Origin of the sequence: Streptomyces sp. SCL15-4, assembly GCF_033366695.1 — a bacterium.
Taxonomy (GTDB): Bacteria; Actinomycetota; Actinomycetes; order Streptomycetales; family Streptomycetaceae; genus Streptomyces.
Genome location: NZ_JAOBTQ010000001.1, coordinates 1,916,330 through 1,929,159 on the forward strand (window position 1 = coordinate 1,916,330; position 12,830 = coordinate 1,929,159).

10 protein-coding genes are annotated in these 12,830 nt (G+C 72.5%); 3 read left to right on the plus strand and 7 right to left on the minus strand.

Translation table 11 applies throughout. The features are described 5' to 3' along the window. Positions 1-113 precede the first annotated feature (113 nt). On the minus strand, positions 114-1,229 hold the full coding sequence (gene alc, locus SCK26_RS08045) for an allantoicase (protein WP_318200572.1): 1,116 nt from the start codon (positions 1,227-1,229) through the stop codon (positions 114-116). 39 nt (positions 1,230-1,268) lie between these two features. Then, complete coding sequence (gene allB, locus SCK26_RS08050) at positions 1,269-2,606, minus strand: allantoinase AllB (RefSeq protein ID WP_318200573.1); 1,338 nt, start codon at positions 2,604-2,606, stop codon at positions 1,269-1,271. Between the two features lie 274 nt (positions 2,607-2,880). Between allB and SCK26_RS08055 the strand changes: the two genes are divergently transcribed. Then, positions 2,881-3,678 carry an IclR family transcriptional regulator gene (locus SCK26_RS08055; protein WP_318200574.1) on the plus strand — a complete coding sequence of 266 codons (798 nt, stop codon included), beginning with the start codon at positions 2,881-2,883 and terminating at the stop codon, positions 3,676-3,678. 535 nt (positions 3,679-4,213) lie between these two features. Here SCK26_RS08055 and SCK26_RS08060 read toward each other — a convergent pair. Beyond that, complete coding sequence (locus SCK26_RS08060) at positions 4,214-4,516, minus strand: DUF5955 family protein (RefSeq protein ID WP_318200575.1); 303 nt, start codon at positions 4,514-4,516, stop codon at positions 4,214-4,216. A 157-nt stretch (positions 4,517-4,673) separates the two neighbouring features. Between SCK26_RS08060 and SCK26_RS08065 the strand changes: the two genes are divergently transcribed. Together SCK26_RS08065 and aceB are read left to right on the plus strand one after the other, a co-directional pair. Further along, positions 4,674-5,282, plus strand: coding sequence for a nucleotidyltransferase family protein (locus SCK26_RS08065; protein ID WP_318200576.1), 609 nt, complete (start codon positions 4,674-4,676; stop codon positions 5,280-5,282). 184 nt (positions 5,283-5,466) lie between these two features. Continuing rightward, the gene (gene aceB, locus SCK26_RS08070; RefSeq protein ID WP_318200577.1) at positions 5,467-7,092 is read left to right on the plus strand and encodes a malate synthase A; all 1,626 of its coding nucleotides are present in this window, start codon (positions 5,467-5,469) and stop codon (positions 7,090-7,092) included. 58 nt (positions 7,093-7,150) lie between these two features. Here the strand turns inward: aceB and SCK26_RS08075 are convergent, their stop codons facing one another. From SCK26_RS08075 to SCK26_RS08090, 4 genes are all read right to left on the minus strand, one after another. Next, positions 7,151-8,065: a HipA family kinase gene (locus tag SCK26_RS08075; RefSeq protein ID WP_318200578.1), complete on the minus strand. Its 915-nt coding sequence runs from the start codon at positions 8,063-8,065 to the stop codon at positions 7,151-7,153. A 175-nt stretch (positions 8,066-8,240) separates the two neighbouring features. Then, positions 8,241-8,423: a hypothetical protein gene (locus tag SCK26_RS08080; protein WP_318200579.1), complete on the minus strand. Its 183-nt coding sequence runs from the start codon at positions 8,421-8,423 to the stop codon at positions 8,241-8,243. 51 nt (positions 8,424-8,474) lie between these two features. After that, positions 8,475-10,742, minus strand: a complete 2,268-nt coding sequence (locus tag SCK26_RS08085) for a fibronectin type III domain-containing protein (protein WP_318200580.1) — start codon at positions 10,740-10,742, stop codon at positions 8,475-8,477. A 367-nt stretch (positions 10,743-11,109) separates the two neighbouring features. Beyond that, on the minus strand, positions 11,110-12,609 hold the full coding sequence (locus tag SCK26_RS08090) for an IucA/IucC family protein (protein ID WP_318200581.1): 1,500 nt from the start codon (positions 12,607-12,609) through the stop codon (positions 11,110-11,112). Positions 12,610-12,830: the final 221 nt, after the last annotated feature.

Genomic DNA, 12,830 nt, shown 5'->3' on the forward strand with positions numbered 1-12,830 from the left:
GTCAGACGGACGGAAGAGTTCCGCACCGGCGGCGGGAGGGTCCGTGCGGGTGACGCGCGGGGTGCCCCGGTGCTGTCCGGCCGGGGCGCCCCGCGCGGGCGTGCGGGCGGGGATCAGCCGCCCAGTTCCTGGTGGCGGGCGGCCAGGGCGCTCGCGCCGCGCTCGGTCAGGGAGCCGAACAGGCGCAGCCGGGAGATGCCGCCGTCGGGGAAGATGTCGATCCGCGCGTGCGTGCCGACCGCCGCCTCGGGCAGGACGAAGCGGTGGTTGGTGTCGGGCTGGAGCCGGGTGCGCGGCAGGACCTCGGTCCACTCGCCGTCCTCGCCGTCCCGGACGGACACCGACGCCCAGCCGGCGCTGTTGCCCTTCAGGTAGGCGGTGTCGATCTCCACGGCGCGGACGGCGGACTGGGCGACGAGCCGGTAGCTGATCCAGTCGTTGCCCCGGTCACGGCGGCGGCGGGTCTCCCAGCCGTCGTCCATCTTGCGGGAGCGGCCCGGCTGGATGGTGTTCGTGGCCGGCGAGTAGAAGAGGTTGGAGGCGTCCTCGACCCGGCCGCCGTTCTCCAGCGCGACCACGTCGAAGGTGCCGAGCGCCGCCAGCCACTCGGGGTCCGGGACGACCTCGCCGTACACCCGCAGCCGGGCGATGCCGCCGTCGGGGTGCTGGTTGACCCGCAGGTGGGTGAAGCACTCCTCGGCGGTGACCTCGAAGCCGTTGGCCGCGTGGCCGCCGACCGGGGTGCGCGGGACGAGGGTGGTCCACTTCACGTCGGCGCGGAGCAGTTCCTCGGGCGAGGGCGAGCCGGGTACGCGGGCGCCCTCGACGGAGACGGCCTGCGGGTAGTTGCCGCGGAAGTGGGCGGTGTCGACGACGATGCCGCGGATCACGCCGGGCGCGCCGAGCCGGACCAGCGCCCAGTCGTGGTCCTCGGCGGTGGGCCAGGGGTGCTCGGCGGAGACACCGCGCCGGCGGCGGGTCTCCCAGCCGTCCATGACCTTGCCCTTGTGGCCGAAGTGCTCCGGGTCGAACTCGGCCCGCTCGGGCACCAGCAGGTTCTCCCGCTGGGCGAAGAACTCGTCGTTGGCGGCGATGACACCGGCGCCGAGCTGCCGGTCGGCGAGGTTGGCGTACTGGGTGAAGGGGAAGTCGGCGGTGCGGTAGTCCGCGTACGGGTCGCCGCCTCCGTAGGGGTTCGCGTCGCCGGTGAAGCTGGGTGTCGCCGTCACGGTGATCAGTTCTTCCTTTCGGGGCTCGGTGGATGGATTTCAGCGGGTCCGGCTCAGCAGCGTGCCCTTCGGCTCGGTGAACTCGCCGTCGGCGACGATGCGTTCGCCGCGCAGCCAGGTGGACTTGACGACGCCGTACAGGGTCCTGCCGGCGTAGGCGGTGACCCGGTTGCGGTGCTGGAGGCCGGCCGGGTCGACGGTGAAGGTCTCGTCGGGTGCGAGGACGGCGAAGTCGGCGTCGCGGCCGGCCTCGATGGCGCCCTTCCGGGTCAGGCCGGCCAGGGCCGCGGTCCGGGCGGACATCCAGCGGACGACGTCCTCCAGGGTGTGCCCGCGCCTGCGGGCCTCGGTCCACACCGCCGGCAGGCTCACCTGGAGGCCGGCGATGCCGCCCCAGGCGGTGGCGAAGTCGTCGGTCTTCAGGTCGGCGGTGGAGGGCGAGTGGTCGGTGACGACGCAGTCGATGGTGCCGTCGGCGAGGGCCTGCCACAGCAGGTCCTGGTTGGCGGACTCGCGGATGGGCGGGCAGCACTTGAACTCGCTGGCGCCGTCGGGGACTTCCTCGGCAGTCAGGGTGAGGTAGTGCGGGCAGGTCTCCACCGTGACGCGGACGCCCTCGGCGCGGGCGGCGCGGATCAGCGGCAGGGCGTCGGCGGAGGACAGGTGCAGCACGTGCACACGGGCGTTCAGCCGCCGGGCCTGCGCGATCAGGTGCGCGATGGCGGTGTCCTCGGCGTCGCGCGGGCGGGAGGCGAGGAAGTCGGCGTACTTCGGGCCGCCGTGCTGCGGGGCGGCGGCCAGGTGGTGCGGGTCCTCGGCGTGCACGATGAGCAGGCCGTCGAACCCGGCGATCTCGGCCATCGACTGGGCGAGCCGGTCCTGGTCGAGGTGCGGGAACTCGTCCACGCCGGACGGGGAGAGGAAGGCCTTGAAGCCGAAGACGCCGGCGTCGTGCAGCGGACGCAGGTCCTTGACGTTGTCGGGCAGGGCGCCGCCCCAGAAGCCGACGTCGATGTGGGCCTTGTCCCGGGCCACGTCCTGCTTGATCCGCAGGTGCTCGACCGTGGTGGTGGGCGGCAGGGAGTTGAGCGGCATGTCGATCAGGGTGGTGATGCCGCCGGCCGCCGCCGCGCGGGTGGCGGTCCAGAAGCCCTCCCACTCGGTGCGGCCCGGGTCGTTGACGTGTACGTGGGTGTCGACCAGGCCGGGCAGCAGCACATGGTCGCCGACGTCCTCCAGCCGGGCCGTGGGCGGAACCTCGGCGTCGTACGGCAGGACCGCCGTGATCTTCCCGCCGGACACGGTGACCGTGGCGGCCCGCGTCCCCTCCGGAGTGATCACGCGCGTCGAGCGCAGCACCAGTTCAGCGTCGGACACCCGAACCCCTCTCTCTACCGCCGTCTTTACATCCAGGAAACGGGATTTACACCCACGTAACGGATTTCAACGTTCTGTTGAAGGAGTCTTCACTCCCGCTACTCCGCCGTCAAGAGGCACACTTCGGGGCAGCACCGGGGCGACGCCCGCTCTGGACGTTTCCACAAAGCGGAATTAGAATTCCAGCAAGCAGAACGTAGCTATGTACAAGCGGGGAGTCAACCGACTGCCGGGTAGGCTTCTGCTCTCCCGCCAGCCCCGAAAGGAACGCGCCGTGCCGACGTCCAGCGCCAGCACCACCGACTCCGCCAAGCCCTCCGCCGCAGGCGGGGTGCAGTCCCTGGAGCGCGCCTTCGACCTGCTCGAGCGGATGGCGGACGCGGGCGGCGAGGTGGGCCTGAGCGAGCTGTCCGCGGCCAGCGGCCTGCCGCTGCCGACCATCCACCGGCTGATGCGCACGCTGGTCGCCTGCGGCTACGTGCGCCAGCAGGCCAACCGGCGGTACGCGCTCGGCCCCCGTCTGATCCGCCTCGGCGAGTCCGCGTCCCGGCTGCTCGGCACCTGGGCGCGGCCGTACCTGGCCCGGCTGGTGGAGGAGACCGGCGAGACGGCCAACATGGCGCTGCTCGACGGCGACGAGATCGTGTACGTCGCCCAGGTGCCGTCGAAGCACTCGATGCGGATGTTCACCGAGGTGGGCCGGCGGGTCCTGCCGCACTCCACCGGCGTCGGCAAGGCGCTGCTCGCCGGGGTTCCGGACGACGAGGTGCGGGCGCTGCTGGCCCGCACCGGCATGCCCGCGGCCACCGAGAAGACCATCACCACGCCGGACGGGTTCCTCGCGGCACTGGAGGAGGTACGGCAGCTGGGGTACGCCGTGGACGACAACGAGCAGGAGATCGGGGTGCGCTGCCTCGCGGTGTCCGTGCCCGACTCCCCCACGGCGGCGGCCATCTCCATCTCCGGACCGGCCGGCCGGGTCACGGAGAGGGCCACGGAGAAGATCGTGCCGGTGCTCCAGCAGATCGCCACCGAACTCTCGGCCGCCCTGGCCAGCCAGAACCAGGGCTGAGCGGTTCGCCCGGCCCGGTCGGGCAGCCGTACTCACGCGTACGCCGGTCCGCGCGGGCAGGGTGGCGAGCACGGGCCTGTTCCGTCGCCCGGCCGGCCTACGACGCCACCGACGACCTCGGACCGTGCCGTCGTGCCGGCCCGGGCGCCGACACCGGTGCCGGACGCGGGCCGGCGATCCTGGAACCGGTGGCCCCGGCGGTGATTTCCGGCCTGTGGCGGCTGTCCGCGTACACGTTGGGTCCGGCCAGTGTCGCGGCGGCTCACCGAAGAGGCCCACGGCGGCGCATACCTACGCCAAGCCCCAGGTCCAACGCCGCCGGCCACGCCCCGGCCGACACCCGACCGACCCGGCCGAAGCCGACCGCGCCCCGGCCGACATCCAGCCACCGCACGGCCGAAGCCCGCCCGGCGGCCGGCAGGACCGCGGCGGCTCACCGAAGAGGTCCACGACGGCGCGTACCTGCACCAAGCCCCGGCCAACGCCGCCCAGCCACGCCCCAACCGGGACCAGGCCGCGCCCCGTCGGCGGCCGGTCAGGGCCGTGGGGGCTCGCCGAACAGGTCGATCGCGGCGCGCACCTGGGCCAGGCCGCGAGTCAGCGCGCTCATCGAGCCGATCGCGCCGGCGACCAGCAGCAGCGAGGCGCGCAGCCGTGGAATCTCCGGGACGCCTCCGGCGGCCATCGCGGCCAGGGCGCCCAGTTCTTCCTCGGCTATCGCACGGTCGGGAAAGTCCACGCGTAACACGGCGAGTTGGCGGCGCAGCCGGGACACGGCGGTACGCAATTCCGCCACTCTCGGGTCCTCGTCGACGCCGGTCACCGGCCTCTGCCCCAAGCTCCGCAACGCAGCCCTCCCCGTCCGCACGCCCTTGTGCGCCGGTCAGTAAACGCCATCTGCGGGCCCGCGCGCCACAGCGCGGACCGAAATTCAGCCCAACGGCGCCGTCGCCGCGCACACGGCCGGTTCCGCTCTTGTCGGGTATGCAGGACCCATGACGGACAACCGGGAATTTCACGGGGAGATCGCGGGGCTGCTGCTCGCCGCCGGCGGCGGCAGGCGGCTCGGCGGACGCCCCAAGGCACTGCTGACGCACCGGGGACGGCCCCTGGTCGAACACGCGGTGGGGGTGCTGCGCGCGGCCGGGTGCGGGCGGGTCCATGTGGTGCTGGGCGCGGCGGCGGACGAGGTGCGGGCCCGCGCCGCGCTGGACGGCTGCGTACTGGTGGACAACCCGGACTGGGCCGAGGGCATGGGCTCCTCGCTGCGCGCGGGACTGGCCTCGCTGGCCGGCACGGGGGCGCGGGCGGCCCTGGCCTGCCTGGTCGACCAGCCCGGCATCGGACCGGCCGCGGCGGCCCGGGTGCTGGGCGCGTACCGGGACGAGCGGTCGCTGGTCTCGGCCGCCTACGACGGGGTACGCGGGCATCCGGTGCTGTTCGGCGCGGCCCACTGGGCGGGCATCGCCGAGACGGCCACCGGCGACCGGGGGGCGCGGGCGTATCTCCGGGCGCACCTGGCGGAGATACGGCTGGTGGAGTGCGCGGACGTGGCCGAGCCGTACGACATCGACACCGAGGCGGACCTGAGCCACCTTGAGTGAACGGGGTGGCACCGAGCGCCACCTTGCCTCGACTCAGAGAATCTCGACATCAACACACCATTGAAGTTCCACGATGAGGAAACTACTATCCACTGTTCAGAAGCGTCCGACCGCACAGTGGGCGCTGTCTGTCCTGTTCGTGCCACTTGGCACCCGGTGCCACCGCTGAAGGAAGTGACAGCTCATGTCCGCACCAGCGCCGTCCCCGCTGGCCATCGTCGACGCCGAGCCCCTGCCCCGGCAGGAGGAGGTCCTCACCGACGCGGCGCTCGCCTTCGTGGCGGAGCTGCACCGGCGGTTCACCCCGCGCCGTGACGAACTCCTCGCCCGCCGGGCCGAGCGCCGCGCCGAGATCGCCCGCACCTCCACGCTCGACTTCCTGCCGGAGACGGCCGCCGTCCGCGCGGACGACTCCTGGCGCGTCGCCCCGGCCCCGGCCGCGCTGAACGACCGGCGCGTCGAGATCACCGGGCCCACCGACCGGAAGATGACCATCAACGCGCTCAACTCGGGCGCGAAGGTCTGGCTCGCCGACTTCGAGGACGCCTCCGCGCCCACCTGGGAGAACGTCGTCCTCGGCCAGCTCAACCTGATCGACGCCTACACCCGCGCCATCGACTTCACCGACGAGCGCACCGGCAAGTCGTACGCCCTGCGGCCGAACGAGGAGCTGGCGACCGTCGTCATGCGCCCGCGCGGCTGGCACCTGAACGAACGGCACCTCGCCGACGCCGACGGCACGCCGGTGCCCGGCGCCCTCGTCGACTTCGGCCTGTACTTCTTCCACAACGCCCGGCGGCTGCTCGACCTCGGCAAGGGCCCGTACTTCTACCTGCCCAAGACCGAGTCGCACCTCGAAGCCCGGCTGTGGAACGAGGTGTTCGTCTTCGCCCAGGACCACCTCGGCATCCCGCAGGGCACCATCCGCGCCACCGTCCTGATCGAGACGATCACGGCGGCGTACGAGATGGAGGAGATCCTCTACGAACTCCGCGACCACGCCTCCGGGCTGAACGCCGGCCGCTGGGACTACCTGTTCTCCATCGTGAAGAACTTCCGTGACGGCGGCGCCAGGTTCGTCCTGCCGGACCGCAACGCGGTGACGATGACCGCCCCGTTCATGCGGGCCTACACCGAACTGCTGGTCCGCACCTGTCACAAGCGCGGCGCGCACGCCATCGGCGGCATGGCGGCCTTCATCCCGTCCCGCAAGGACGCGGAGGTCAACAAGGTCGCCTTCGAGAAGGTCCGCGCCGACAAGGACCGCGAGGCGAAGGACGGTTTCGACGGCTCCTGGGTCGCCCACCCCGACCTGGTGCCCATCGCGATGGAGTCCTTCGACAAGGTCCTCGGCGACCGGCCGAACCAGAAGGACCGGCTGCGCGAGGACGTCCGCGTCGAGGCGGCCGACCTCATCGCCATCGACTCGCTCGACGCCAAGCCGACGTACGAGGGCCTGGTCAACGCCGTCCAGGTCGGCATCCGTTACATCGAGGCCTGGCTGCGCGGGCTCGGCGCGGTCGCCATCTTCAACCTGATGGAGGACGCGGCCACCGCCGAGATCTCCCGCTCGCAGATCTGGCAGTGGATCAACGCCGGGGTCGAGTTCGGCAACGGCGAGAAGGCCACTCCCGAGCTGGCCCGCAAGGTCGCCGCCGAGGAACTCGACGCCATCCGCGAGGAGATCGGCGAGGAGGCCTTCGCGGCCGGCCACTGGCAGGAGGCCCACGACCTGCTGCTCCAGGTGTCCCTGGACGAGGACTACGCCGACTTCCTCACCCTGCCGGCGTACGAGCGGCTGCGCGGCTGACCGCCACCCGCTCCGAGGGGCCCGGGAACCCACCCGGGCCCCTCGGCCGTCTCCCGGCTCAGCCCAGGTGTGCCGACCAGTCCTGCTCCGCCGCCGGCTTGCCGTGCAGGTCGGGAACGCGCTTCAGCCAGTCCGGGCGGCCCGCCTGGGTCCGGGCCGCGCGGGCGGCCTCCTCGGCCGCCAGCTCCTCGCGGCTCGGGAAGTCGGTGGGCAGCCACTGGGCCGAGAGCCGGAGCCGGTCCAGCAGATAGCCGACGTAGGCGTCCCGGACGTCGTCGGGCGTGGCGAACGCGGCGTCCTCGGCGAGCCAGGCGTCCGGCACCTCGGCGACGATCGCGCGCAGCAGGTCCTCGGTCACCCGGGGCGCCAGCTCGGCGTCGGCGGCGCGCACGTCGGGGCCGTAGTGGCCGAGGGCGTGGTGCCGGAAGTCGTAGCGCCTGCCCGGGGCCGTGGTGTCCCAGCGGTGGTGGAAGACGAGGGCGGCGCCGTGGTCGATGAGCCACAGCCGGGCCGGCGCGGTGCCGAGGGTGGGCCACACCATCAGGTTGGAGCTGTGGACCGTACGGTCGACGTTGACGGTCAGCGCGTCCAGCCAGACGATCCGGCCCGCCTCCAGCGGGTCCACCGGGAAGGTCCGGGCGATCTCCGGGGTGAAGTCCCGGGCGCCCGTCAGACAGTCCATGCCGAGGTTCACGCCGGCGCTCGCGCTGTGCAGCTCGCGCACCTCCTGGTGCGGTTCGGCGGCGGCGATGGCGGGATCGAAGCGGACCAGCACCAGCTCGGGAAAGCGCAGGCCGAGCGCGCGGGCCAGCTCCCCGACGATGACCTCGGCCACCAGCGCCTTGTGCCCCTGCGCGGAACCGGTGAACTTGACCACGTACGTGCCGAGGTCGTCGGCCTCCACGACGCCGGGGACGGAGCCACCCGAGCGCAAGGGTTCGATGTAGCGGGTCGCAGCGACTTCTCTCAGCATTTTCGAGGGCTCCCCACTCGCTGGCCTCGCATTCCATGGTCCCGTCCACGGCGCTGCAGTCCGTGCATATGACCACGATGGGCCCTGGGGAGAATCCGGGGAGTTACGACTGGCACGCTCCTGTCCCTTCCTCCCCAGCAGCCCATCGATCGCGCCGGAGGCCCTTGCTCCGGCCTCAAGGCACGAAGTGAGCATAGTAACCAAGCGTGACAGCCGGGGAGGGACGCCCGAGCCACCGCGCCAGCGCCCCTACGGACTCCTCCCTGGCGCGCTGGCGCGTCAGACGCGAGGTCGCCTCGGCGTTGAGAAGCTCCAGCGTGTCCTTCCGCGCCTCCAGTTCAGCCGGTGTCATCGTCATGCCGAGAGCCTGGGAGCCAGGGATGGAAGGGCCGCACCCCGCTCCGGTGCGTCAGGGCGCCATCATCGATATCCCGAACGGCGCGGCCTGGGGGGCCGATTCGGTGCCGTCGGCGGCCACGGCGGTGACGACGTAGTAGTAGTACGCCCGCGCCAGACCGGCGTCCTTGTACGTCAGTGCCGTGACCCCCGTGGCGATGCGGCGCTCAGGGGTGAAGACGTCCGAGCTGGACGTGGACCGGTAGACGTTGTACGAGACGGTCGCCTCCTGGTCGCACGCACCGACCTCCCAGTTGAGCTGGGCGTAGTCCGCGCCCCTGCCGCCCCCGGTGATCCGGGGAGTGGCCGGTGCGGTGAGGACCGGGCAGGCCAGGGTGACTTCGGCCATCGGCGAGAAGTCGGACCACTGGCTGTGCGTGCTGACGGCGCGCACCACGTAGTGCCAGGTCTTGCCGGCGGGCACGTTCTCGTTCGTGAAGGTCGTCCCTGTGATGAGCGGGGAGACCGAGTACGCCATCGCCGGGTCCGTGCCGGTCGTGCGGTAGACGTAGTAGCCGGCCACATCGGCCGACGTGCTCGCGGTCCACTCCACCGTGATGTTGCCGTCGGCGGCCGTCGCGGTGACCGAGGCGGGCGCGGCCGGCTTCTCGTAGACCGGCAGGCGCTTGCCGTAGACGGTGCCGTAGCCGGGCTCGGGCATGGTGGAGACGTTGCCGGCCGCGTCGACGGCGCGGACGGTGTAGCCGAACTGCTTGCCGGCCGGGGTACTGGTGTCCAGGTACTCGGCTCCCCGTACCACGGCGATCTGCTCCCACGCGCCGAACGTCGACGCACGCATGACGAGGTAGTGGTCCGTGTCGTCGGTGTTGGGCGTCCAGACGAGGTGCACGCCGTCCGATCCGTCCCAGGCGTTGAGGCCGTACGGCATGTGCGGCGGGGTGACGTCGCCGGTGCGGGTGGCCGAGGCCGTCGCTGACGGGTTCGACTCCGTGCCGTGGGTCGTGACCGTCCTGACCTGGTAGTAGCGCACCTCGCGGACGGGCGCCGCGTAGTCGTCGTAGGCGGGGCCGGTGACCGGCGTCTCGGTCAGCCGGGTCCAGGGACCGTCGGCCGACTCGGCGGCGTAGACGTGGAACCGGTGGGACGCGTCACCGTCGTACCGCCAGCTTACGGTGTTGCGGTCGACCCAGCCGTTGGCGGAGACGGCCGTCGGCGGCAGGGGCTTGGCCTCGGTGGCGTCGAGCCGGACGGGCGCGGAGTATGGGGAGGCGTTGCCCGCACTGTCCTTGGCCCGCACGCGGTAGTAGTAGGTCGTGCCCACGGCGGCGGCCGGGTCGGTCAGGGCATAGCTCTGCGTGGGTGTGCCGACCGAGGCGAACGGCCCCTCGGGCGCGACAGCTCGCTGCACCTCGTAGGAGCTCGCCCCGCTCACCGCGGACCAGGAGAGCCGGGCCCCGGCAGACGGGTCGTACGTGGCCGTGAGCCCGGTGGGCACGACGGGGGCCGTCCTGTCGGCGCTGACGACGCTCGTCACGGCGGACAGCGCGGAGACGTTGTTGGAGCGGTCGACGGCGCGGAGGGCGTACTCGTAGGTGTCGCCGGTGGCCGGGGGCGCCTCGGTGAAGGTGGTGCCCGTGATCAGAGTGGTGTTGCGCAGGCTCCAGCCGCTGGTGCCGGCGATGCGGCGGTAGACGCGGTAACCGGCCAGGTCCATCTCGTAGTTGCCGGACCAGGTCAGGGTCGTCCTCAGGGTGGACGCCGAGTAGCTCGACTTCACGCCGGCCGGGGCCAAGGGGGCGGTCTTGTCGTACGTGGCGCCGATGACCGGCTTGTAGGAGAAGGAGACGTTGGCGGTGCCGGTGAAGGCGGCGAAGTCCACGCGCAGGGTGTGGGTCCCGCGCGGGATCGTGAGGCGGACGGTCTTGCGCTGGGTCGAGCTGACGTTGCGCCACAGGTCGATCTTGCGGGTGCCGTCGAGGTAGACGCGGGCGCCGTCCTGGACGGCGACGCTCAGGTCGAAGGGGCCGCCGGAGCCGAAGTTGCGGGTGGTGGTCCAGCGGACCCCGAAGTTGTCGCTCGGCAGGGTCACGCCGGAGGGGTCGCCGTAGCCGTAGTTCTCGGCGATGGCGGTATCGCAGACGGTGGCCTTCGGAGTGCCGGAGAGGGCGGTGTTGGCGTAGTACTGGGCCGTCCACACGCCGGGCGAGCAGTACACGGCCGCATGCGCGGTCGCGGGGAAGGCGAGGCCGGTCAGGGCAGTGGCCAGGGAGAGCACGGCCGCACCACCTGTACGGCGCGCCGCGCCGAGGGATCTTCGCATCTACGGATGCTCACAGTTCGATGAGGAGATGAGGACAAGGCGTGTATGCCGCCCCAATAGTGCCATTCGGAAGATCACTTGCGATAGGTGGTTTGTGCGGTGGAGCCACCGACGGAATAGCGCTGCGCAGGTGACGAAACGTAGCCACCAGAGGTTGTTCCATAACGGGTGCGGTGGCTGATGCGTTGAGCATCAGCTCGCGGCGCTCGCGGGTGAGCACCATGTACACCGCAGAGCCCACGGTGAGGACGGGGCCGCCCGGGTCCCGCCGGGCGGCTTCCCTGAAAGACGCTGAACGGAGCGGAGAGGGATCACGTATCGGACGGCAGCCACATCGCGCGGCACACCGCAGGGTCGTCGTGGCCGGTCAGTGGCCCGACAAGGGGTTCGGCAGCGGCAGGTAGCGGGCGTCCGCGCCGTCCGCGGCCGTCCAGCGCAGCAGCAGGTTGGTCTTGCCGGGCAGGGTGGGCGCGGTGAGCAGCGCGGGGATCTCGGGCAGGTCGTGCCGGGCGAGTTCGCGGCGGACGGCGGGCCACGGGTCGAGGCCGGGGTGGTGGTCGGCGAGGGCGCCGGCGATCTCGGTGAGGTGGTTGACGACCAGGCAGTACACCACCCGTTCCCAGCCCGCCGCCCGGCTCACGTCCGGCAGCAGCTTGGCGCCCTCGGCGTCCCGGAACAGCGCCTGCACGGGCGTGCCGGCCGCGTCCACGGCGACCAGGGTGTTCTGCAGATGGGCCTCCAGGACGACCCCGTGGGCGTCGAACGCGGTCAGGACGGGCGGGACGACCTGCCGCAGATACGCCTCCCACCAGGCGGCCGGGTCCTGCGCGGCGGCCAGCGGGCTGTCCTCGAACCCCTCGGCGAGGCCCGCCGCGAGCAGTGGTGTGGCGCCCGGCAGCAGATGCCCGCGCAGCCCGTCGCGGACCAGCACGGCCAGTTCCTCGAAGGCGAAGACGGCGGTGCGGTAGCCGCGGTCGCTCAGCCAGGCCGCGGACGGGCCCAGCGCCGCGAAGGCGTGCTTGGCGGCGGTGTCGGTACGGCGCAGCCGGCCGAGGTCGTGGCGCCACAGCCGGCGGATGTCGTTGGTGATCCGGACGTCCAGGCTGAACTTGAGGAAAAGATCGCGGTTTGGCTCGTACACCGTGCGGACGGCGGCCGTCGGCCAGACGGGGAACGCGGTGGTGCCGAGCCGCAGCAGCCGGCCGTCGGCGAACGCGGGAGCGAGGTCGCGGCCGGTCAGGTCGAGCTGCCAGGGATGGGCGGGCAGCAGCCGGTAGCCGGGCGGGGCGGTGCCGAGGGCGTCCAGGACGCCGGTGTCGCCCTCCTCGGCCACCTGGTCCTCGCGGACGCCGAGGAGCGCCAGCGGGAAACGGGCGTGCGCCTCGGGGGCGTACGGCAGCCAGGACGCGACCGGGCCGCCGCCGCGCGCCTTGGGGGCCGGGTGGTAGGGGTGGCCGGTGAGCAGGGACTGCTCGGAGCGCAGATACGGGTCCCGCGGTGGCGTGGCCCGGGCGCGGGCGGTGAGCAGGGCGGCGACCGCGTCCCGGCTGTCGATCATCTCGGCGGGCAGGTCGCCGCCGGGCAGCCCGGTGTGCCGGCGCAGCACCTCGGCGACCAGTTTCACCAGTTCCGGGTGGCCGATGCGGTGCCAGGCGCCCGCCGTGTACACCTCGGGGCCGGTGGGCCGCCGGCCGGCGCGCACCCGCAGCAGCCGGCCGTCCGGCAGCCGGTGCACCCGGTGGTCACCTGCTGCCGGGAGCGGCTCGGCCACCTCCCGCAGCAGGCAGTTGAGCAGGGGGGCTGCCGCGTACGCGTCGGCCAGGCGGGCCGCCTCGCCGGTGGGGGGTGTGAGGTCCACGCGTTCCATTCGTCCGTCGTCCAGGGGCCCGTGGCCGTCCCGGCGCACGCGAGGCGCGCCGGCGGGGAGCCGGAGACGATCAGTATGGCTGCCGTAGGGGCGGCCTCCGCCACTTCCGCGCGAGTGCGCGCGGAACCCGCCACGGCCGTTACCCGACCGGTTCCTGCCACAGCCGTACCCGACCGGTTCCTGCCACGGCCGCACAGACCGGTCCGGCGACAGCCGTGCCC

Coding starts and splice junctions, on each gene's coding strand:
- SCK26_RS08085 (WP_318200580.1), bottom strand. CDS start 10,742: ATGCGAAGATCCCTCGGCGCGGCGCGCCGTACAGGTGGTGCGGCCGTG.
- SCK26_RS08065 (WP_318200576.1), top strand. CDS start 4,674: ATGACGGACAACCGGGAATTTCACGGGGAGATCGCGGGGCTGCTGCTC.
- SCK26_RS08080 (WP_318200579.1), bottom strand. CDS start 8,423: ATGACGATGACACCGGCTGAACTGGAGGCGCGGAAGGACACGCTGGAG.
- aceB (WP_318200577.1), top strand. CDS start 5,467: ATGTCCGCACCAGCGCCGTCCCCGCTGGCCATCGTCGACGCCGAGCCC.
- SCK26_RS08090 (WP_318200581.1), bottom strand. CDS start 12,609: ATGGAACGCGTGGACCTCACACCCCCCACCGGCGAGGCGGCCCGCCTG.
- SCK26_RS08075 (WP_318200578.1), bottom strand. CDS start 8,065: ATGCTGAGAGAAGTCGCTGCGACCCGCTACATCGAACCCTTGCGCTCG.